General features: G+C 61.3%; 14 protein-coding genes. 5 read left to right on the top strand and 9 right to left on the bottom strand.

Features of this window, described 5'->3' with window-relative positions:
• Positions 1–16: 16 nt before the first annotated feature.
• The 8 genes from ACOYXI_RS19035 to aspA form a co-directional block, all read right to left on the bottom strand.
• Positions 17–4,591 carry a hypothetical protein gene (locus tag ACOYXI_RS19035; protein WP_461675159.1) on the bottom strand — a complete coding sequence of 1,525 codons (4,575 nt, stop codon included), beginning with the start codon at positions 4,589–4,591 and terminating at the stop codon, positions 17–19.
• 152 nt (positions 4,592–4,743) lie between these two features.
• On the bottom strand, positions 4,744–5,844 hold the full coding sequence (locus ACOYXI_RS19030; protein ID WP_135296864.1) for a polyamine ABC transporter substrate-binding protein: 1,101 nt from the start codon (positions 5,842–5,844) through the stop codon (positions 4,744–4,746).
• Complete coding sequence (locus tag ACOYXI_RS19025) at positions 5,841–6,866, bottom strand: histone deacetylase family protein (protein ID WP_134785022.1); 1,026 nt, start codon at positions 6,864–6,866, stop codon at positions 5,841–5,843. Before ACOYXI_RS19025 ends, ACOYXI_RS19030 begins: the two co-directional genes overlap by 4 nt.
• A 268-nt stretch (positions 6,867–7,134) precedes the next feature.
• A complete protein-coding gene (locus ACOYXI_RS19020) occupies positions 7,135–8,130 on the bottom strand; it encodes an AraC family transcriptional regulator (RefSeq protein WP_027610360.1) in 996 nt (331 codons plus the stop codon).
• 103 nt (positions 8,131–8,233) lie between these two features.
• A complete protein-coding gene (locus tag ACOYXI_RS19015; RefSeq protein ID WP_461675158.1) occupies positions 8,234–12,850 on the bottom strand; it encodes a hypothetical protein in 4,617 nt (1,538 codons plus the stop codon).
• Between the two features lie 134 nt (positions 12,851–12,984).
• On the bottom strand, positions 12,985–13,989 hold the full coding sequence (locus tag ACOYXI_RS19010) for an asparaginase (RefSeq protein ID WP_461675157.1): 1,005 nt from the start codon (positions 13,987–13,989) through the stop codon (positions 12,985–12,987).
• A gap of 170 nt (positions 13,990–14,159) precedes the next feature.
• Entirely contained in the window at positions 14,160–15,605 is a 1,446-nt protein-coding gene (locus ACOYXI_RS19005; RefSeq protein WP_461675156.1) for an alanine/glycine:cation symporter family protein, read from the bottom strand.
• Positions 15,606–16,212: 607 nt separating this feature from the next.
• Positions 16,213–17,637, bottom strand: a complete 1,425-nt coding sequence (aspA, locus tag ACOYXI_RS19000; RefSeq protein ID WP_027610364.1) for an aspartate ammonia-lyase — start codon at positions 17,635–17,637, stop codon at positions 16,213–16,215.
• Positions 17,638–17,817: 180 nt separating this feature from the next.
• Between aspA and ACOYXI_RS18995 the strand changes: the two genes are divergently transcribed.
• The 5 genes from ACOYXI_RS18995 to ACOYXI_RS18975 all read left to right on the top strand — a co-directional run bounded on the left by ACOYXI_RS18995 (position 17,818) and on the right by ACOYXI_RS18975 (position 21,638).
• Complete coding sequence (locus tag ACOYXI_RS18995) at positions 17,818–18,726, top strand: LysR substrate-binding domain-containing protein (protein ID WP_098966331.1); 909 nt, start codon at positions 17,818–17,820, stop codon at positions 18,724–18,726.
• Between the two features lie 333 nt (positions 18,727–19,059).
• A complete protein-coding gene (gene purE / locus ACOYXI_RS18990; RefSeq protein WP_003229641.1) occupies positions 19,060–19,551 on the top strand; it encodes a 5-(carboxyamino)imidazole ribonucleotide mutase in 492 nt (163 codons plus the stop codon).
• 10 nt (positions 19,552–19,561) lie between these two features.
• The gene (locus ACOYXI_RS18985; RefSeq protein ID WP_461675155.1) at positions 19,562–20,644 is read left to right on the top strand and encodes a 5-(carboxyamino)imidazole ribonucleotide synthase; all 1,083 of its coding nucleotides are present in this window, start codon (positions 19,562–19,564) and stop codon (positions 20,642–20,644) included.
• Between the two features lie 109 nt (positions 20,645–20,753).
• Positions 20,754–20,999, top strand: coding sequence for a GlsB/YeaQ/YmgE family stress response membrane protein (locus ACOYXI_RS18980; RefSeq protein WP_003229635.1), 246 nt, complete (start codon positions 20,754–20,756; stop codon positions 20,997–20,999).
• A 102-nt stretch (positions 21,000–21,101) separates the two neighbouring features.
• Complete coding sequence (locus ACOYXI_RS18975; RefSeq protein WP_027610367.1) at positions 21,102–21,638, top strand: DUF3299 domain-containing protein; 537 nt, start codon at positions 21,102–21,104, stop codon at positions 21,636–21,638.
• Between the two features lie 151 nt (positions 21,639–21,789).
• Here the strand turns inward: ACOYXI_RS18975 and ACOYXI_RS18970 are convergent, their stop codons facing one another.
• The gene (locus ACOYXI_RS18970; protein WP_282413512.1) at positions 21,790–22,689 is read right to left on the bottom strand and encodes a D-hexose-6-phosphate mutarotase; all 900 of its coding nucleotides are present in this window, start codon (positions 22,687–22,689) and stop codon (positions 21,790–21,792) included.
• Positions 22,690–22,692 lie beyond the last annotated feature (3 nt).

The raw sequence follows: 22,692 nt of genomic DNA, 5'->3' as shown, positions 1-22,692 counted from the left end.
TTTTGACGTTTGGGGCTTATGAGAAAAACAGCGAACGCGCCAGCTGCGGGCTGATCGCGCTGCGATAGATAGCGATGATTTGCGGGCTGCTGGTGGCTGAGTCCAGGTCGAAGGCGCCGGCCATCCGCCGTTGCTCCTGCAGTTTCAAATGGGCGGCGGTGAAGGCGTCGGCCGGTGCATCGGGGCTGTTGTAATGGAAGTGCGCGTACCACAACGTCTTGCCGCTGCGCCGCTCGCGAATTTCGTACTCCTGCAGATAATCCCTGCGCGGGCCTTTGAGGCGACGCCGGGCACCGCCAGACACAATGTCAATCTCATCCTTGTGCAATAACCATTCGACCCGGGCAGCGGTTGGCGGTTGTTGCTTGGTCATCTCGACCCGTATCCGGTAGCCCTCGGCGTACAGGCGTTCACCCGCCTGGTTCAATTGGGCGATCAGGGCTGGCGGCTCCTCGGTGCTGTTCGCCCGCAGCCGGGCCTGTTCAAGGCTTTTCGCGCTTTCATCGAGCTGTTCGGCCTTGCGCTGGAACTGCTCTTCGATCTCCACCGGAATCCGACCGGGTTTTTTGGCATGGGCTTCGGTTTGCCGGATGAAGCTTTCTACGCCATCGAGCAGCGCCTGGCCCTGGCTGATCTGGGTGGCGAGATCCGCTACCGGAGCAGGCGGGCGGCGCCGTCCGGGCTGAATGCGTTCGACCCAGACACCGGGCGTTTTCTCGTGAAAAGTGGCGATGACGTTCCCGGTCATGGGCGCTTTCACGTCAAGCAGGACCGGTTGCCCTGGCGCCGAGGAACGCAACTCGCCGACCACTGTGCCCTTGAAGCGGGTTTTGATAATCCGTTTACGTGAGGCTGGCGCTGGCCTTGAAGGACCGGGCCGAGGCTCCACCGGCCGGTGTTCGAGGAGCAATTGCGCCAGGTGCTCTTCGGTCTGGTGCTGAAACTCGTTGATTCGTTTACGCGTATGGCTGAAGGGCTCGTCGAGCAGCACATCCTTGTGGTTGAGGGCGAAATCCTCGAACGACTGATCGATGGCGGCAAACTGTTCGAGCATGCCGTTGAGGCCTTCGATCCGCTCGTTGGCCCCCAGGCTGGTGTGGTCAAGCAGCAATTCCTGGGAGGTCTGAATCACCAGGTTGGTTGTGTCGAGCAGGCGTACCAGATCGCCTTGTGCCTGAGTCAGCGCTGGCGAAGCCTGCTCTTGCAGGCAGATGTCGCGAGCCAGCGACACCTGAAGCGCCTTGAGATCATTGAGACTGAACACAGGCAGCTTTGCGCGATAGGTATTGGCGACTTCAGCGGCACGTTTGCCCAGTCGGCTCAACTCCTGAAAACGTGACTGGGCAAACTCGATCCTGCTGATCATGTCCTCGGTCAAATCGTACATTCTGCGGTAGATGACGGGGTCACCGGTGCCTGCAGCCGTTTCCTCGGCCTCGAGCAGCACCAGGGTTTCCTTGAGGGTTCTGGCGAAGAGGGGGTCACGTTGAGTGAGCCATGTCTGGTTGAAGAACAACTGGGTACCGAGCATCTCGGTCATGGCGGTGCGGAAATGGGGTACGGTCTCAAGCAGGTTCAGCGATTTCAGCTGTTCGATGGGCGCCGCGTATTCCTCGGTGCGGCGTTCAAGTGCTGCAAGAAACGTGGTCTGCTGCGCCACCAGAGTGTCATCGCTGGCCGCGGTCATGGCGGTGTGAGCGGCTGTCAGCTCTGTGCGGGCCTGCTCGCGCGTGTTATCGAACTCGGTCAGTTGTTTCTTGAGTTCGGCGATGCGTTCATTGTTTTCCCGTCGTTTGGCCTTGCGCCGACTCGACAGACCACCACCGCGCAGACGCAGGCGAGTGTCGACGAACCAGTCGCCCCGTCGATTGCGGATCAACCCCGGACCCGCACGTCCGGGCTGTCGCTGCGAATTGATGATCGATACCTCACCGGTGTCGGTGACCGCTACTTCGAACCAGCGCTCACCCACGGGTGCGTAGTACCCGCTGGCATGTCGATAAAGGTGACGATAAAGGCCGGCGTCGCTGGCGGTCGGGGTGAGCGCTTCGGGGCGCGTAACGGCAAACCGATCCAGGGTTTGGGTCAGGCTCAGGGCGGTGTCGGTCATCAGCGAAGTCTGGTGTTGCGCCGGATACTCACCGATCACATCAGGGCGTTGCACGATGCTTACCGGCGTTGGTGGTGCCGGCTCCCTGGGCTCGGTCTCGACGGTCACCGGCTTCTTTTCAGTGATGTCCCGAGGCGTCGCGTTACGGGTGCTGGCGTGATGGGCGAGCACCATGGCCAGGGTCAGCAACAGATCGGTCATCGCGGTTTTCTGCTGCGCGGTGTCGCCTGTGGCGGCGGCGTCGAAGGTTTGTTGCAGATCGTCCAGCACTTGCCAGATCCAGGCGGCGGTACCGACGGTTCGACCGAAAAACGGCAGCGCGGCGCTGAGGATCATCCAGCTCGCATGCTTGAAGCTCTCCCAGCGACTTTCGCTATTGGACACCGATTGCCGATTCGCCAGTTCGACCATTGCACTGACGTTGGCCTTGAACAGAACAGCCAGGTAATCGGTAGCGATGACTGCTGTTCCCAAGGTCAGCGTGCCGCTCATCTGCAAGGAAGTCAGTGGGTCGGCGAGCAGTTGTGAGAGCGACCATACCGAGGGGCGATCATCGCTGAACACGTAATTGGCATAGTTGGCGCGCGCACTGTCCGGCAACCAGGCGAGGACCGCCTGACGCAATGTCGGTGAATGCTTGATGGCGTACACCAGGTTGGCCGGCGACGGGTACTGGAGCAAGGCGTGATCGGACAGCGGCCGGTACAGCAGGCAGGGTCCCTTGTCCATCTGTCGGGGCCCGATCACGAACATGTTGGCCACTTCATCGGTGGTCGTCCCCGGGCGCCACGCGGGATTGAAGGCCAGCGGTCGAATGACAATCTCCTGACCGTCCACCCGGCGATTGGCGTCCAGCAACTGAACCACGGCCGCGACATAGCGATAGCCCGCCTCGTCGACCCCGCCCTGCGCGCGAATCTTCTGCTGCAACGCCAGTAACGGCAATTCGACACGCAGCCGGCTGGTGAACAGGTTCTGCCGTCGCAGGCTTTCCAGCGGGTCATCGCGCAGTTTTTGCCTGATCAGCGCAGGATAGGTCTGGCCGATGTCGACACTGACGATCAATCTCTCCAGATAATCGGCCGTCATCCATGCCGGCACCGCAGTGCTGCCGATATTGCTCACGGTCTTGTTGCCCAGCGGCAAGGCAATCAGGTTCTGCAACGCCAGATCGACCAGGCTGAAGGTGCTGCGTTCGGGCTCCAGCAACGGTGTGAAACTGCCCCACACCACCACGCTGTCGACCACGATGCGAATCTCGGCCAGATTCAGTTCAGTGGCTTCGGGATGTTCCTTGAGCAGGGCCGCCTGCAGTTGCTCCAGCGCGAACTCGCGAATCGGTTTGATGCCGTCGTCAAAGGACTGCTCGGCGTTCTGACTTTGCACCTGCGCCAGATCCATCAGATGACGGCTGTAGGCAGTCAGGTCGCTGGGTGAGGCGTCGACCATCCACTCTGGCAACGCTTGTTCGACCAGGTTGAAGCGTGAAGACGACTGCTTGTCGGTGGGATCGAGTTCGTTGGTCGTGCGGCTGACGTGGGGCGTCAGGTTGGTTGTCGCCGGTTCGTTCGCCAACTCGCCAATCGCGTCGGCCTGCAGGGCGATCAGATTGCACGCCAGATGATCGAAGTAGTCACCGTCAGGTTCGATCAGCCGCCATTGCAGGGTTGCAGGCGGCGGTCCCTCCGTCTGGCTCTGCAGTGAGGCACCCAGTTCCTGCAGGGTATCGAAGGCCTGGAAACCGCGAGTGATGGTGTGGGTGAGAATCAGCGTGCGGCTGCCGAGCGTGCCGATCAGTACGGCCATATCGAGGACGTGCAGGTGAGTGGAAGTGCCATCGCGCGTGGTGTCCAGATCGATCAGGCAGGCGCGGGACTGATAGCGATCATCGGTACTGCGGGCAGTTTTTTGCGGATGGTCGAAAAGACTCTGGGCCATGGCGCGCTGGTCGTCGTCCCACGCCGGGTTCGTCCCGACGTTCCACAGTTCGCGCAGGGACCTGGACAATCCCTGCCAGCGCGGGGCGGAGGCGCGGGTGAACTGGTTCCAGTAATCGACCTGTTGTTCCTCGAAGGCAACAAACAGCAGCGGCGCCAGTTCATTGAGCAGCCTGGCGATGGCCTCGATGTTGACGGGCAGTTGTACCGGCGTCTCGTGAGCAGGATGCAAGGTGAGGTAGTGCTCGCCATCCAGGTAGGTCACTGGCTTGTTGGCGACGCCATGACGCACCAGCGCATCGGTCAGCGATTCGAAGTGTCGCGGCCCGGGGACGACACGCTGGTCACGCAAGGTCCAGCCAGGTGTCACCACCATTGCCAGTCGCGGGTCGATCTGTAACTTGGGGTATAGCGTCTTCAGTGCCGGTTGCAGGGCGCGGGTGGCGACTTCCCTGATTGAGGGGCCGGCGATCAGTTGGGTGAGCAGGGCGTCTTGATCATCCGGCAGCTTGTGGTCGGCGGGAGAGTTGAAGGTTTCTGGCATGGTCACATCCTTGGTCAGAACAGCAGGCACCGCGAAAGTGGCGGCGGGCGATGCGTTGCAAGGTAGTGACGGGCCGAGCACCGAAGGTGGTAGATAAATATCGCAGGCAAAAAAAGACCCGCACGGCGGCGGGTCTTGTCGTCAGCGTCGGCTCAGGTACCGGACTTGATCTTGGTCCAGGCCCGGGTGCGTGCACGCTCGGCATCCCGCGGCAGCGGTTGCAGGGTGTAAAGCGTGCCCATCGCCGCATCGGTCGGGTACAGGTTGGGGTTGTTGCGGATCGCCGGATCGACCCGTTGGGTGGCGTCCTTGTTCGGGTTCGGATACCCGACGAAGTCGCTGACCGGCGCGATCACCGCCGGTTGCAGCAGGTAGTTGATGAAGGTGTAGGCGTCCTCGGTGTTCTTCGCGCCCTTGGGAATAGCGAGCATGTCGAACCAGATCGGTGCGCCTTCCTTGGGCAGGCGCATGTCGACCACCACACCGTTCTTCGCTTCCTTGGCGCGGTTGGCCGCTTGCGAGAAGCTGCCGGAATAACCGACCGCGACGCAGATGTCACCGTTGGCGATGTCGGCCATGTACTTGGATGAGTGGAAGTAGGTGATGTACGGCCTGATCTTCATCAGCAGCGCTTCGGCCTTGGCGTAATCCGCCGGGTTCTTGCTGTTGGGATCCAGACCCAGGTGTTGCAGCGCCAGCGGCAGGATCTCCGACGGCGAATCGAGCAGGGCGACGCCGCACTGCTTGAGCTTGCTGAGATTCTCTTCCTTGAAGATCAGGTCCCAGCTGTCCACCGGCGCGTTATCGCCCAGCGCGGCTTTGACCTTGGCCGGGTTGAAGCCGATCAGGATGGTGCCGTACATGTACGGCACGGCGAATTTGTTGCCCGGGTCGTTGGCTTCGATCAGCTTCATCAGTTTCGGATCGAGATGATTCCAGTTCGGCAGCTTGCTGCGATCCAGCGGCTGGAACACCCCGGCTTCGATCTGCTTGGCGAGGAACACGTTGGACGGCACCACCACGTCATAGCCGGAGTTGCCGGTCAGCAGCTTGGCTTCCAGTGCTTCGTTGGTGTCGAAGATGTCGTAGACCAGTCTGGTCTGGGTGTTCTGTGCCTTGAAGTCTTCCAACGCCTTGGGCGTGATGTAGTCGAACCAGTTGTAGACGCGCAGGGTGCGTTCTTCGGCGTGGGCGCCGACGCTGAGCAGCGCGGCGCACAGGGCTGGCGCAATGCAGTGCTTGAGTCGGTTCATTGTTCGAACCCTTCGAGCACGTTCACTGCGTTGATGCCGATTTCCTCCACCGCGTAACCACCCTCCATGACGAACAGCGTCGGCTTGCCGAGGGCGGCGATGCGTTTGCCCATGGCCAGGTAATCCGGGCTGTCGAGCTTGAACTGCGAGATCGGATCGTCCTTGAAGGTGTCGACGCCCAGCGACACGACGATGATGTCGGCACCGTAGCTGTCGATCTCGTTGCAGGCCTGTTCCAGCGCCGCACTCCACACATCCCAGCCGGAACCGGCCGGCAGCGGATAGTTGAAATTGAAACCTTCACCGGCGCCTTCACCGCGTTCATCCTCGTAGCCGAGGAAGAACGGAAACTCGGCTTCCGGATGGCCGTGGATCGAGGTGAACAGCACGTCGCTGCGCTCGTAGAAGATCGACTGGGTGCCGTTGCCGTGGTGATAGTCGACGTCAAGGATCGCGACTTTCCTGTGGCCGGCATCGAGAAATGCCTGGGCGGCGATGGCGGCATTGTTGAGGTAGCAATAACCGCCCATCAAGTCGCTGGCGGCGTGGTGTCCCGGTGGTCGGCACAGGGCGAAGGCGCTGTGTGCGCCGCGCTGGATTTCCGCTTGGGCGGTGAGGGCGACCTGCGCTGCGCTGTACGCCGCTTGCCAGGTGCCGGCGGTGATCGGCGCGCCGCCGTCGAAGCTGTAGTAGCCGAGCTGGCCGTGCAGGCTGGTCGGTTTGATTTGCCGCAGAGTGCGGGCGGGCCAGGTGTAGGGCAGCAGGTCGCCGTCGGTGTTGAATTCGGTCCAGCGTGCCCATGCACCTTTGAAGAAGTCGAGGTAATCGCGGCTGTGGATGCGCGCGATCGGTTCGAGGCCAAAATCCTTTGGCGCTTCTACCGGGCCGAGGTTCTGGTGCTGTACCCGTTGCAGCACGTGGTCGGCGCGCGACGGCATTTCGAAACACGGCTTGAGCTGGCCGTCGATGAGTTCGCAGCGGCCGTGGTGCAGGTGGTGATCGTCCGAGTAGATCGTCAGCATTTGTTGTTCTCCGCAGGGGGCTGATTCGGTTGCCCCCAGTGTTGCGGCGCGCGGCGAATCGGAGAACGGCAGGAAAGGCCAAAAGGGGATCGATATGGCCAAAAACTCTGACCGCAATTCGCCCCTCTTTTCAGTACAGCCTTGCTTCGATTCAGGCATGAAATGCGTCCCGGTGGGAGCGGGCTTGCTCGCGAATACGGTATGTCAGATAAATTGATCGCGACTGACACTGCGAATTCGCGAGCAAGCCCGCTCCCACATTGGAACATCAATGAGGGCGAAACTGGCTCGGCGCCACCCCGCTCCAGCGCACGAACGCATGGCGGAAACTCGCGGTCTCGCTGAAGCCCAGGGTCTCGGCGATGCGGTAGATCGGCAGTTGATCCTCACACAGCATCTGCTTGGCCCGCTCGAAGCGCAGTTCGTCGAGCAGTTCCTGATAACTGCTGCCCATGTCCTTCAAATGGCGGCGCAAGGTGCGCGGCGAGCACTTCATTTGCTGGGCCAGCCCCTCCAGCCCCGGTGCTGCATTGAGCTGGGCACTGAGCAACTGGCGAATCCGCCCCAGCCACGCCTGACGTCCGGTGAACTCGATGTTCTGTTTGCGGCAGCGGTCGGCCATGGCCTGGTGGGTGATGCTGTCGGCCAAAGGCAACGGCTGATCGAGCCAGCGCCGGTCAAAGGCGAAAGCATTGTCCTTGGCGCCGAAGTGCAGAGGGCTGTTGAAGTGCTCAGCGTAGCTGTCGCGGTAATCCGGCGCGGCATGTTCAAAACGTGTCGCCAGTAGCGGCAGCGGATGCCCAAGCAAATCGTCGCAGATGACCTTCAATGACACCAGGCAGAACTCCGCGTTGAACACCGCCATCGACGGGCTCTCGCGGTAATCGGCGGCGACGAACCAGACCCGCTCGCCGTCGTCTTCCAGGCTCAGTTCGAAAAGTGTTCCCAGCAGCGCCGGATAGCGAATCGCCAGGCGCAAAGCGTCACCTAAGGTGGCACTGGTGAGCAGGGCGTAACCGAGGATGCCGTAGCAGGAAACGTGCATCCGTCGGCCCAGTTCCAGGCCGATGTCATGCTTGAGCGCGACCGCATTGGCGCAGACCTGCATTTCCTGATTGGTGGTGATGCGTGTGTCGGCACGGGCCAGATCCGCCGCACTGATGCCGCTGCCGGCCAGCAGCGCTTCGCTCGACAGGCCTTCGGTCTTGAAGGTGTTGAGTACCAGTGAGACGGCATTGAGCGTCGTGAGGTGGGAGTGGAGCATGAGGCGGCATCCGCTGGTTTTTGGCAAAAGAGGCAGCAAGTAGCGTGCCGTGCACGACGCCCACAGGCAGGGGCGACGTCGTGCACGGTCATCAGCGTATGCCTTAGCTCGCGCTGAAAAACAGCTGTCGGGCCTGCTCCACGCCGATCATGCTGCGGTAGTACGCCAGCCGTTCGGCCCGGCTCAACCCGCGAGTGCTGTCGGCATCGGATCCCAGTTGCCGCTCCGCGGGGGTTTTCAAACGTGCAGAGAGGAAGGCCTTGTCCGGCACCCATGAGGTGGAGTACAGAAAATGCGCGTACCACAGCACCTTGCGCGTGGTCTGGTCAGTGATGCTGTATTCGTCCAGGTAGAGCGCCTTGCCGCCCTTGAGGCGGCGTCGACTGACAGTTTTTGCAATACGGATGCTGTCATTGGTCTGAAGCCAGGCGACACCTGATGGTGTGGGTGATTGTGCCCTGGTCATCATCGACATGGCGGTTTTGGCCTGCTGATATAGGCTGTCGACGGCATCGCTCAGCGCCTTGTTCAGCACCGCAGCCGAGCGCTGGCTGCTGTCCGTGGCGTTGCTGTCGGTCAGGGCCTGTTCAATGGCCGCGCTGACGTGTTCCAGTTGCAGGGCGTGCTGGTGAAACAGGTACTCGATACCGACCGCCGAGCGTCCGGCCTGCTTCATGAGTTCGTTCATGCGCAGGGTGAACGCCGGCAGGCCGTCGAGCAGGTCCTGCCCCTTGTTCAGGCTGGTTTCGAGCGCTGGCGTCGGCGTCGGCAAGGCAGTGCTGATACGTTCGACCCACACCCCGGGAGTTTTTTGATGAAAGGTCGAGATGACCTTGTCCGTGAGCGGTGACTTGATGTCGACCAGGTCGGTTTCCAGGCCCTGTGCCGTCAGGCGCGGCTCGCCGATCAGCACGCCGTTGTAGCGGGTGCGGATGAACTTCTTTTTCGGCCTTGGCGGTTGCACGGGGAGCGCCGGGCGGCTGCGCAGGGTGTCGCGCTCTTCGAGCAACAGCACCAGGTTGTGGCGGGCGCTGCGGTTGAATTGCTCGAGCTGTTGGCGAAGGTTTGTCAGCGGTGCCTCTTGCACACTGTCAGCGAACGCGGACTTGAAGTCTGCCAGGCGCTCGTCGAGTACGTTGAATTGTTCGATCAGATCGTTGAGGCAGTCGATGCGTTCGTCGAGCCGGGAAACGCTGCGCTCCTCAAGGGTGTCGCGCAGCGCTTGAACGGCGATATCGGCGGTATCGACAATCTGGTCGAGACTGAGCCAGGCATCCGCGGCGGTCGCTACCGAGTGTTCGGGCAGGCAGACATTGCGCGCCAGTGTCACCTGCAGTGCCTTGAGATCCTCGATCGAGTACGCCGGGAGTGCCTTGCGGGTCAGTTGAATCAAGCGCAAGCCGTCTCTCTCGAACTCTTTGAGTTGCACCAATTGTGCCTGGATCTGCTCCAGACGCGTGATCATGTCCAGATTGAGCTCAAGCATCTGCCGCGTTTCGGCAATATGCCGGTTCTGGGGCTGTTCAGCCTGTTCTTCGAGATGATTGAGTACGCTGCGCAATGTCGGCGTGAACAGGGTCAGCGCTTCGCGAATCCCTGCATGGATGAGTTCGAGCTGCGCCTTCAGGTAGCTCAGGGATCTCTGTTGGTAGTCAGCCGTTGGCGAGAATACATGCAACGCCTTGAGATCGCTCAACGCCTGGGCATAAGCGACGCGTTGCCTGTCCAGAGACTGTAGAAAGAGCTGGCGGTGGGCCGCAGCGGTCTGAGCGGTGGCAGCGTTCATTGCCTGGCGGACCTGTTCCAGCTCGCCTTGCGCTGCCGCCTTACGGCTTTCGAAGGCGGTCAGGCGGGTGCGCAGTTTTTCCGCTTCGATGCGGCGTTGTGCTTCAGCCAGCTGTGTCAGGCCGGCCGAGCCGCCACCGCGCAGACGCAGTCGGGTATCGACGAACCAATCGCCACGCAGATTGCCGATCAAGGCTGGGCCGGTACGGGTTGGATCCTGCGGATCGATGATCATGACGGTACCGTTTTCGTCCACCGCGACCTCGAACCAGTCATGGCCCACCGGGGCGTACCATTTGCTGTTGTAGCTGTAGAGATTGCGATAGAGCCCTGGCGTGGTGTTGGCGCTACCCAGACGTTGCGGGCGAAGGATTTTGAAGTGGGACAGCACGGTGCCCAGACTTGCGGGCGTGCGATTCGCGGCGCCGCTGATATTCAGGGTTTGCTGCAGGTCAACGGTTTCATGGGGAGCACTTTTTTCCAGTTGTTGCACGGTGATTTCAGTGGTCGTGGGGTCAGGGTTTTTCGGTGTTTCGCGTGCCGCTGTCTCATGGGCCAGCCGTGGTCGGGAGCGACCTGCGATGTGCAACGTGATCGCCATCCCCAGATTGAGCAACACCTCGGTGAACGCTGACCATTGCGCGGAAGAGTCATCCTGCTCCCGGGCTTCCTTCAGGGCTTGCAGTTGCTCCATCACCTGCCAGATCCACGTCGCGACACCCACCGTGCGTCCGAGGAACGGCAAGACGGCATTGAACAGGGTCCATCCGGCCTGTTTGAAACTGGCCCAGCGACTTTCCGCATTTGACACCGACTGGCGGTCGGCCAGCTCGACCAGCGCCGACGCGTTGGCTTTGTACAGAGCGCCTGGCAGATCGCCCTCCACGGTCTTTCTACCGAGGCTGATCGGCCCACTCATGACCCTCATTTTTTCCGCATCCACCAGAAACTCGGTGACGGCCCAGGGGGAGGGCAACGTGCCTGGAAACACATAGTTGGCGTAGTCGCTGCGCACGCGGTCCGGGAGCCAGGCGAGCACCGAGTCACGCAGACTGGCGGATTGCTGGATGGCGTACAGCAAGTTGCTGGGGGAAGGGTATTGGGTCAACGGCTGGTCGAGCATCGGTCGATACAGCAGGCACGGCCCGGCGCTCGGGTCCTCAGGACCGATCACGAACATGTTGGCGACTTCGTCATGGCTGCCGTCTGTTCTGCGTTGAGGTACGAAAGCCAGAGGCCGCATGACGATGGTCTGGTCCTCGACCATGCGATGGTTGCTGTCGGGATCCAGCACCGCGACGACATAGCGGTAACCGCGTGCGTCGATACCGGCCTTGCCGCGAATTTTCGATTGCAGGGCCAGCAGCGGCAACTGGATGCGCAAGTGTTGAGTGAACAGTGCCTGTCTCCCGGCGGAAGCTGGCGTGGTGTCGACCAACTGACGCTTGATCAGCGCCGGGTAGGTCGTACCGATATCCGCGCGGGTTACCAGGTCTTCCAGATAGCTTACGGTCAGCCATGTCGGCAATGGCTTGCCACGGGTGGAGTGCAGGGTCTTGTTGCCTACCGGCACTGCAATCAGATTCTGCAAGGCCAGATCGGTGACGCTGAAATTGTAAGTCTCGATTTTTCCCGGAACAGTAAAGGTGCCCCAGATCACCGGACTTTTGACCCGCAACTGGATCGACTCCAGAGCTGTTTCAAGATCGGTACGCTGCGCATCGGCGTGCGCGCGAAGGGTCTCGGCATGCAAGGCGTTCATTTCGCTCAGCGCGTATTCGCTGATTGGCAGGATGCCATCCAGATAGGACTTGCCGGTGTTCTGGTTATGCAGTGCAGCCAGATCCTTCAAGTGCCGGGAATAGTTGTTCAGATCCGGCAGTGATGCAGCAATGAGCCAGTCAGGCAAGGCATTCTGAAACCAGCTCAATGGCGGGCCGGGCTTTTTCGCCGTGGCGTCGACTTCGGGGGTGGCCGTGGACAATGGCTTGTCGAGCGGGGCAGGTGTGGCAGGAGAAAAATCCAGCGCGCCGATCACATCGATCTGAATCGAGACCAGTGCACACGCCTGATAATCGAAGATGCTGCCCGAGGGTTCCAGCAATCGCCAGTTCAACTGCTGGTACGGCTGAAGATTGCCCACGTGCGCAGGCAAGGATTTGCCCAGGTCATCAAGAGAGTCGAACTTCTGATAACCCTTGAGCAGTGAATGGGCGAGGATGACCGTCTTTCCCTGTTGTGTGCCGATCAGCACGGCCATCGATACTTCGTTCAGATGCTTTACGGTTGTGCCATCGATCAGATCAATGGCGATCAGGCAGGCGCTGTTCTGGTCATCGATTTTCCTGCCGGCCAGACCGGCAGTGCGATACAGCGCGCGGGCCATTGCGCAGTCACTCTCGCTCCAGCCTTGTACCTGATTGACGTTCCAGATCTCGCGCAGGGTGTTCGACAATGTATGCCAACGCGGGCCGTTGCTGTCGTCGGCGTTGTTCCAGTACGCCAGCTGTTGCTCCTGAAACGCCGTGAGCATGACCGGTGCCAGCAGGTTGAGCAGGCTGGCGATTTCGTCGATCCGTACCGGCAGGTGGACGGCCGGATCGCTGATCGGTTGTTGCGTCAGAAAGTGTTCACCTTCGATATACAGCGTCGGCGTGCCCTGCACGACCTGGGCGGCGAGGATTTCGGTCAAGGCCTGGTAGGTCGGATTTCCGGCAACGATCTGTTCGTCGACGATGGACCATTGCGGCGTGCCGATCATGGTAATGCTCGGCTCCAGATCAAGCGTGGGGTACAGCTTGCGCAAATGTTCGCGCAACAGCACGGCGGCCACGTCGCGCAAGTCGGGGCCGACACTCAATTGGGTGATCAGGGCTTCGGTGGGATTTGTGCCGGCAGCCGTCTGCCGGGTGGAGCTTGTGGTTGCTGAACTCATCGTGCGTCCCTGCGTTCTGGTGATGGAGGCGATCCCGAGGACAAGTCTCGGGATCGCTCCATGCTAGGGAGGCACGATGCAGCGTGGGTGGTAGATATGTAGGGCGTCGGACTATCGCCGGCGCCGGACCAGGCTCAGCGCAATTCGCCACACAGGTCGAGTTCGATCAGACGCCGCACTTCGGCGTTGTCCAGACCCGCACCGAGCAAGCCGTGCAGCTTGCCGAACGCCGCTTCTCGGGTCATGCCGCCACCGGACAACACGCCAACGCCGCGCAAACGGCTGCCGGCTTCATACACATCCAGCTCGACCCCGCCTTCATGGCACTGCGTGACCGCAACCACCACCACACCGTTGTCCCGTACGCGGCCGAGGCTGGCAAGGAACTCGGGATTGTCGCTCGGTCCGGTGCCGCTGCCGTAGCACTCCAGCACCAGACCTTTGATACCGCTGGCCAGCAGGCCATCAACCACCTCGGCGCCGATGCCGGGGAACAGTGGCAGCACAGCAACCTTGGCCAGTTGTTTCGGCTGGTTGTAGTTCAGTGCGGCCGGAATCGACGGCGCTTTCACCCCGCCGCCCTGACGCTCCAGGCGCTTGAACGGATGCCGGCCGAAGCTGCGCACTTTCGCGCAACGGGTCGGCGCCAGCAGCTCGCCGTGGAAGTACAGGTGCACGCCCGGCGCCAGACCCTGGCCCAAAGCAACCAGCGCGCCACCGAGGTTTTCCCAGGCATCGCTGTCGGTGACGCCGGCCGGTAGCATCGAGCCGGTGAAACACACCCGGGCATGCAGGCCGAGCAACTGGAAACTCATCGCCGCAGCGCTGTAGGCCAGGGTGTCGGTGCCATGCAGGATCAGTACGCTGTCGCAGCCTTGCACGTCCACTGCATCGACCACCGCTTCGCGCAGTTGCTGCCAGTAGGCCGGAGTCATGTTGGCGCTGTCGATCAGCGGCGACATCTCCCGGAAGCGCCATTGCGGCACCACCAGTTCGGGCTGGCTGTGCAGGTACTCGCGCATGCGGGCTTCGAAACCGGACGCCGGGGCCAGACCGTTGGCACTGGCCTGCATGCCGATGGTGCCACCGGTGTAGAGCACCATGACGTGTTGGGCGGCGGGGAAGGTGTTGGCAATCATCTGAGGGTCTCCACAAGAGATGACATTGTAGGAGTGAGCCTGCTCGCGATAGCGGTTCATCATTCAACATTAATGTTGGCTGAAAGACAGCTATCGCGAGCAGGCTCACTCCTACAGGTATTGCATCACAATAACTGACGGGCGCAGGGGATGCGCCCGTCATTCACCTGTCAGCGTTGCGCTGCAGGCACGCCTTGCGGCTCGACTGCGGTCTTGCCGGCGGCTGGCGCCTCGGCCGGCCAGGCCTTCAGGTCCAGATCCAGATCGGTAAATTTGCTGGAGTCGAACACCGGCTGCTTGATGCCGGCGCGGCGCTGCTCGTCGTAGTCGCGCATCACGCGCATGCCGACCTTGAACAGCATGGCCAGGGCCATCAGGTTGACGAAGGCCAGGCAGGTCATGGTGATGTCGGCGAAGGCGAACACGGTCGACAGATCCTGCATCGAACCCCATACCACCAGCGCCAGGACCAGACCGCGGAACACCATCAGCAACGCGCGGTTGCGGCTGAGGAACTGCAGGCTGTTTTCGCCCAGGTAGTAGTTGTAGAGGATGCAGGTGAAGACGAACAGCGACAGCGCGACGCTGACGAAGATGCGGCCCCAGTCACCCACCACGGCGGCCAGCGAGTTCTGGGTCAGGACGATGCCGTCACCTTCGAAGCCCGGGGTGTAGAAGCCCGACAACAGGATCAGCAGCGCGGTGCAGGTGCAGATCACGAAAGTGTCGAGGAATACGCTGAAGGCCTGAACCACGCCCTGAGCGCCCGGGTGTTTCACCGAGGCCACGGCGGCGACGTTCGGCGCACTGCCCAGGCCCGCTTCGTTGGCGAACACGCCACGCTTCACGCCCATGACGATGGCGCTGCCGAGCAGGCCACCGAAGGCCGGGTCGAGACCAAAGGCGCTCTTGAAGATGGTTTCCAGCATCGCTGGCACGTGTTCGATCTGGGTGCCGATCACGTACAGGGTCACGCCGATATAGGCCAGGGTCTTGACCGGTACCAGCAGGTCGGACACTGCAGCGATGCGCTTGATGCCGCCGATGAAGGTGATGGCCAGCAGCACCGCCAGGACGATCCCGGTGTGGCTTGGGTCGAAGGCAAAGGCGTTTTGCAGCGAGTGGGTCACGGTGTAGGACTGCAGGCCGATGAAGGCGAAGCCGTAGGTGACCAGCAGCAGGACCGAGAACACCACTGCCATGCCTTTCAACTTCAGGCCGTGCTGGATGTAGTAGGCCGGGCCGCCACGGTACAGACCGTCGCCATCGGCGCGCTTGTAGACCTGCGCCAGGGTGCACTCGAAGAAGCTGCTGGACATGCCAACCAGTGCGGTCACCCACATCCAGAACACCGCACCCGGACCACCGAGGGTCACGGCGATGCCGACACCGGCGATGTTGCCTGCACCGACGCGGCCGGCAAGGCTGAGCATCAGGGCCTGGAACGAGCTGAGTTGCCCGCCGCTGCTTTTCAGGCTGTCGCGGAACACCGCGAACATGTGCAAGAAGTGGCGCAATTGAACGAAACGCGAGCGAATCGTGAAGTAGCTACCGAGCCCGACAATGAGCACGATCAGTACTTTCCCTGAGAGGAAGTCGTTGATGACTTCGAGCATGGATTTTTCCTCGCTGTTTTTTGTTTAAGCAAATGCTGGATGTTCAGAAACATCGCGTTACACCGGTTTGCGCGCGGCACGACAGGTGAGGCGAAGGTTTCGTCCCGGATCCATTTCGCGGGTTTGTTATTAGTTCGGGTTTCGCATGGGTTATGGCCTCGTTACCGACGACCGCTCACGCGAAGAGGGGCGGCACTATACCGATCAGTGCGGCGCCCGTCTGCACGCTCGTGGTGCAAGCGACGAAACGAAGCGTTGAAACACCCGACGTTACCGGCGTCGGGCTTGTGCGGGAACTGCATTCCTGTTGATGCAAACCCTGTAGCGAGGGGATTCATCCCCGATCGACTGCGGAGCAGTCGCAAATCATTGCATGCGGTGTACTTGTTACATCGCGATTGCAGGTTTTGGGGCCGCTTCGCGACCCATCGGGGATGAATCCCCTCACCACAAGGGCTCACCTCTACATTGAGCAGTCCCCAGACATACGGGTCTCAGGGTCGGAAAGTTAAAAAAAAGGGCTTGGGGACAAATCCCCAAGCCCTCAAAAGGTGAGAGGTGTCTAGTCCCTCGACCTGGTGAGCGGTGCTACAAGTAACGCGTCGGCTCAGGCTTTGAGCGGAACCAGACGCGGGGCAATCATGTTTTCCGGGCGCAGGATGTCGGCGAGCATGGCTTCGTCGAGCAGACCTTCTTCGCGCACCAGTTCCAGCACGCCGCGGCCGCTTTCAAGGGCGATACGGGCAATGCGGGTGGCGTTTTTGTAGCCGATGTACGGGTTCAGCGCGGTGACCAGACCGATCGAGTGCTCGACCAGTTCGCGGCAGCGGGCTTCGTTGGCGGTGATGCCGACGATGCAGTGCTCGCGCAGCATGTCCATGGCGCGTTGCAGCAGACGGATCGAGTCGAGGATCTTGAACGCGATCAGCGGCTCCATCACGTTCAGCTGCAGTTGGCCGCCTTCAGCTGCCATGGTCAGCGCCAGATCGTTACCGATGACCTGGAAGGCCACCTGGTTAACGGCTTCCGGGATTACCGGGTTGACCTTGCCAGGCATGATCGAGCTGCCTGGCTGACGCGCCGGCAGGTTGATCTCGTTGATGCCGGTGCGTGGGCCGCTGGACAGCAGGCGCAGGTCGTTGCAGATCTTCGACAGCTTGACCGCGGTGCGCTTGAGCATGCCGGAGAACAGCACGAAGGCGCCCATGTCGGAGGTGGCTTCGATCAGGTCGGCCGCTGGCACCAGCGGTTGACCGCTGATCAGCGCCAGGCGTTGTACGGCCAGCGCTTGATAGCGCGGGTCGGCGTTGATGCCGGTGCCGATCGCGGTGCCGCCCAGGTTCACTTCAGTCAGCAGTTCCGGGGCCAGCGTCTTCAGACGGGCCAGGTCTTCGCCCATGGTGGTGGCGAAGGCACGGAACTCTTGACCCAAGGTCATCGGCACGGCGTCTTGCAGCTGGGTACGACCCATTTTCAGGACGTGATCGAATTCTTTGCCCTTGGCCGCGAAGGCCTGAATCAGGCTGTCGAGGCTGGCCAACAGCGCGTCGTGACCCAGCAGCAGACCCAGGCGGATCGCGGTCGGGTAGGCGTCGTTGGTCGACTGCGCCATGTTGACGTCGTCGTTCGGGTGCAGGTACTGGTACTCGCCTTTCTGGTGACCCATTGCTTCGAGCGCAATGTTGGCGATCACTTCGTTGGCGTTCATGTTGGTGGAAGTACCGGCGCCACCTTGAATCATGTCGACCACGAATTCTTCGTGGAAATCACCGCGGATCAGTCGTGCACAGGCTTCGCTGATGGCAGCGTGCTTGGCTTCGCTCAGATGACCCAGTTCACGGTTGGCGTCTGCAGCGGCCTGTTTGACCATGGCCAGACCGACAACCAGTTTCGGGTAATGCGAAATCGGGACGCCGGAGAGACGGAAGTTGTTCACCGCTCGCAGGGTCTGGATGCCGTAATACGCTTGAGCCGGTACTTCGAGGGCGCCAAGCAGGTCGTTTTCTGTGCGGAAAGATGCAGCGGAGGACATGATAGAAATCATCTCGATATGGACCCGGTCTGTGCCGGAACGCTGCGAATGCTAGGCTTGTGGGATTTTTTGGGCCAATGCTGTTAAACACTGGCCTATGCACATTCGGCATAATGCCCGTGTGACGCCGCCTGCGCGGCAGACGTGTGACCTGTTTTGGTGCGTTCCCGGGAGGGTGTGATGAATCTGGAAAGCAAATGGCTCGAGGACTTCAGTGCCTTGGCTGCCACTCGCAGCTTCTCGCAGGCGGCCGAACGGCGCTTCGTGACCCAGCCAGCGTTCAGTCGGCGGATCCGCAGCCTGGAAGCTGCGCTTGGGCTGACGCTGGTCAACCGTTCGCGCACGCCGATCGAGCTGACGGCGGCGGGACAATTGTTTCTGGTGACCGCGCGCACCGTAGTCGAACAGCTCGGCGAAGTGCTGCGCCATCTGCATCACCTGGAAGGCGGGCAGGGCGAAGTGATCCAGGTCGCGGCGGCGCACTCGCTGGCGCTGGGTTTCTTTCCACGCTGGATCGCACAACTGCGCAACGAAGGGCTGAACATAGCGACGCGATTGGTGGCGACCAACGTCGGCGACGCGGTGCACGCGCTGCGCGAGGGTGGCTGCGACCTGATGCTGGCGTTCTACGACCCGGACGCGGCGATGCAGATGGACCCGGAAATTTTCCCGTCGTTGCACTTGGGCCAGACTGAAATGCTCCCGGTGTGCGCAGCCGATGCCGATGGCAAACCGCTGTTCGATCTGGAAGGCGAGGCCAGTGTGCCGCTGTTGGCGTACAGCGCCGGGGCGTTTCTCGGGCGTTCGGTGAATGGTTTGTTGCGCCAGCGTCAGCTGCGTTTCACCACCATCTATGAAACCGCCATGGCCGACAGCCTCAAGAGCATGGCCCTGGAGGGTCTCGGCATCGCCTGGGTGCCGCAGTTGAGTGTGCGGGCAGAGCTGGCTCGCGGCGAACTGGTGGTCTGCGGCGGCCCGCAATGGCACGTGCCGCTGGAGATTCGCCTGTATCGCTGCGCACTGGTGCGCAAGGCCAACGTGCGGTTGCTGTGGCGCAAGCTTGAAGGCGGCGCCGCCCAAAATTCCTGACCCATCGCGGATCCAATTGTGGGAGCGGGCTTGCTCGCGAATACGGTGTGTCAGTCGAGATTCATGTATCTGACCTGACGCCTTCGCGAGCAAGCCCGCTCCCACAGGGGGGATTTGCGGTGTTCTGTCGCTGACCTTCAAGTCAATAAAACCGGGCCTTTGGCTGATTTGACAGATGGTCGTTTCGGGGGCTGTTTATTGCTTTCTTTGCGGTATACTGCGCGGCCTTCGGCCGGTACGTCCGGCCATTTTTCGTACAATCAAGCCACGCAATCCTGCGTGGCTTGTTGTTTTTGACGCGCCTGCGGGCGCCCAGAGAGAAGAGGCGCGACGATGAGTGCACTGGTTGGCGTGATCATGGGCTCCAAGTCCGATTGGTCCACCCTTAGCCACACCGCCGATATGCTGGAAAAGCTCGGCATCCCGTACGAGGTCAAGGTGGTTTCTGCCCACCGCACCCCGGATCTGCTGTTCCAGTACGCCGAAGAGGCTGAGGGCCGCGGCATCGAGGTGATCATCGCCGGTGCCGGTGGCGCAGCCCACCTGCCAGGCATGTGTGCGGCCAAGACCCACCTGCCCGTACTGGGCGTTCCGGTGCAGTCGTCGATGCTCTCGGGCGTCGATTCGCTGCTGTCGATCGTGCAGATGCCGGCGGGCATCCCGGTTGCCACCCTGGCCATCGGCAAGGCCGGCGCGATCAACGCCGCGCTGCTCTCGGCGAGCATCCTTGGTGCCAAGCATCCACAGTTCCATGCGGTACTGAAAACCTTCCGTGCCGAGCAGACAGACAGCGTCCTGGACAATCCAGACCCACGTATTGCCTGAGGTTGTTGAGATGAAGATCGGTGTAATCGGTGGCGGCCAGTTGGGCCGCATGTTGGCGCTGGCGGGCACTCCGCTGGGCATGAACTTCGCTTTCCTCGACCCGGCGCCGGACGCTTGCGCCGCAGCACTGGGCGAACACCTGCGGGCCGATTACGGCGATCAGGATCACCTGCGCCAATTGGCCGATGAAGTCGATCTGGTGACCTTCGAGTTCGAAAGCGTCCCGGCCGAAACCGTGGCGTTCCTCTCGCAATTCGTCCCGGTCTATCCGAGCGCCGAAGCCCTGCGCATCGCTCGCGACCGCTGGTTCGAGAAGAGCATGTTCAAGGACCTGGGCATTCCGACTCCGGCCTTCGCCGACATTCAATCGCAAGCCGACCTGGACGCCGCCGTGGTTGCCATCGGTCTGCCGGCCGTGCTGAAAACCCGCACCCTGGGTTACGACGGCAAGGGTCAGAAAGTCCTGCGCAAGCCGGAAGACGTGGTGGGTACATTCGCCGAGCTGGGCAGCGTTGCCTGCCTGCTGGAAGGCTTCGTGCCGTTCACCGGCGAAGTCTCGCTGATTGCCGTGCGTGCCCGCGATGGTGAAACCAAGTTCTATCCGCTGGTACACAACACCCACGACAGCGGCATCCTCAAGCTGTCGGTGGCCAGCACCGATCACCCGCTGCAAGCGTTGGCTGAAGATTACTCCAGCCGTGTGCTCAAGCAGCTGGATTACGTCGGCGTGATGGCGTTCGAGTTCTTTGAAGTCGACGGTGGCCTCAAGGCCAACGAGATCGCCCCGCGCGTGCACAACTCCGGGCACTGGACCACCGAAGGCGCCGAGTGCAGCCAGTTCGAAAACCACCTGCGTGCCGTGGCCGGCCTGCCGCTGGGTTCGACCGCCAAGGTCGGCGAGAGCGCGATGCTCAACTTCATCGGCGTGGTTCCGCCGGTTGAGAAAGTGATCGCCATCGAAGATTGCCATCTGCACCACTACGGCAAAGCCTTCAAGGCCGGGCGCAAGGTCGGTCACGCCAACCTGCGCTGCGCCGACATGGCCACGCTGCAGGCACAGATCGTCAAGGTCGAAGCGCTGATTGCCGAGTAAACAGTTTCATGTGGCAGCGGTGGAACCTTCGGGAGCCGCCGTTCTCTCATGGCAGGATGCCAAAGTCTGACTAGGCTTTGGCATATCTACCAAATCAGAGGGAAATGCCATGGGAATTATCGGAACCATCTTTATCGGCTTGATCGTCGGCCTGCTGGCACGCTTCCTCAAACCGGGCGATGACAGCATGGGCTGGATCATGACCATCCTGCTCGGTATCGGCGGTTCGCTGGCGGCCACTTACGGCGGCCAGGCCCTGGGTATCTATCAGGCCGGTCAGGGCGCAGGCTTCATCGGTGCACTGGTCGGCGCGATCGTGCTGCTGGTGATCTACGGCCTGATCAAAAAGAACTGATCCAAGCGACCAAGTCCTCTCTGCCAACGTGGCAGGGAGGGCTAGAATGCTCGGCGATTTAACGTCCTTCCTTTATCCGAGCATCTTTTACCGAGCACCTCCATGCGCCGTCTTCTGTTGACTCTTCTTTTGCTGGGCAGCGGTCTGGCCCACGCCGGCGAACTGCCGGAAACCGACTGGCTGGAACTGATGCCCAAGTCGGACCAGAAAGCCCTCGAGGCCATGCCCGAAATCGACCACAACTCCCCGGAAGCCACCGGCACCTTCACCGAGAAGGGCGGGATGAAACAGGCTAAAGGCTTGCCGGCGGTGATGTATTCGACCAAGACCGTGGCGTCGATGAACGACAAGCACATCCGCATCGGCGGCTACCCGGTGCCGCTGGAATCCGACGCCAAGGGCCGCAGCACGCTGTTCTTCCTCGTGCCGTACCCTGGCGCCTGCATCCACGTGCCACCGCCACCACCGAATCAACTGGTGCTGGTGCGTTATCCCAAAGGTTTGAAGCTGGACGATATCTACACGCCGCTGTGGGTAACCGGCACGCTGAAGATCGAGAAGGTCAGCAATGATCTGGCCGATGCGGCGTATGCGCTGGAAGCTGACAAAGTGCGGGTGGTGCAGGAGTCTGATCTCTAACATCTGAACAATTGTAGCGAGGGGATTTATCCCCGATGGGTTGCGAAGCGACCCCCGCTTTGAATCAGGGGCAGGGGCCTGCTCCGCAGGCCATCGGGGATAAATCCCCTCACCACAAAGGCTTTCACCCACATTGATATTGCGGTGTTGGTCAGAGCGGTTTGCTGCCGATGCTGACGCCCATGGTATGGCTCGCACCCGAGCCCAGCGTGACCACATCATCCATCACATTCGCCGTCTCGATGCACAGCATGCGCTGCCAGCCATCGTTGTCCATGTCGGCCAGTGCTGCCGCGCGGTCGATCCACGGGTTCCAGATCACTGCCGTGCGTGAGCCGCTGGCGCTCAGTACGATGCGTCGTTCCCAGGTCGGATCGACGATGCTCAGTTGCGCTGGCGCGTCGAGGTAGATGCGGTCGGTTTCCCCGGTAAAGCGCAGTTCGCCTTGCTGGCGGTGGGTGTTCCAGTTGTCCAGAGTCTCGATGTAATTCAGCCCTTCAACACCCTCGACGTGCACGTTACGCACATCACTGACCGCGAAATAAGTGTGCAGCGCCTGGCTGATGCTGACGGTTTCTACACCTCGGTTGTGGCTGGTCAGGCTGATGTGCAACTGATCATTCAGATGCAGGGTCAGGGTCAGATCGACCTGATACGGCCAGCCCGGCAGGCCACCTTCGGGGTAGGGCAGCCTGAATTCAACCTTGACGCCGTCAGCCTCTGATTCGATGCCGCCCAGCTCCCAATCCATCGCCCGCACCAGACCGTGCGCGGGTGCCGGTTGCTCACCGGTATACATGGCCTGCACGCTCTGCGGGTTGCGTTCGAACTTGCCGAACCACGGCCAGCACACCGGCACACCGGCACGGATGCTCTTGCCGGTCTTGAACACAGCCTTGTCGTTGAGCCAGATGATCGGCGGCTGGCCGTCGATTTGATAACTGAGGATGTGCGCGCCTTGCTGGGCCACCAGCACTTCGGCCTGACCGTGGCGGATGCGCCAGCAGTTCAGTTCATCCAGTTTCACCGCTTCAACGTTGGGCGTGTTCATGGG

The sequence above is a fragment of the Pseudomonas sp. G3-19 genome (genome assembly GCF_054855875.1).
This window is presented reverse-complemented; position numbering and strand designations above follow the sequence as displayed.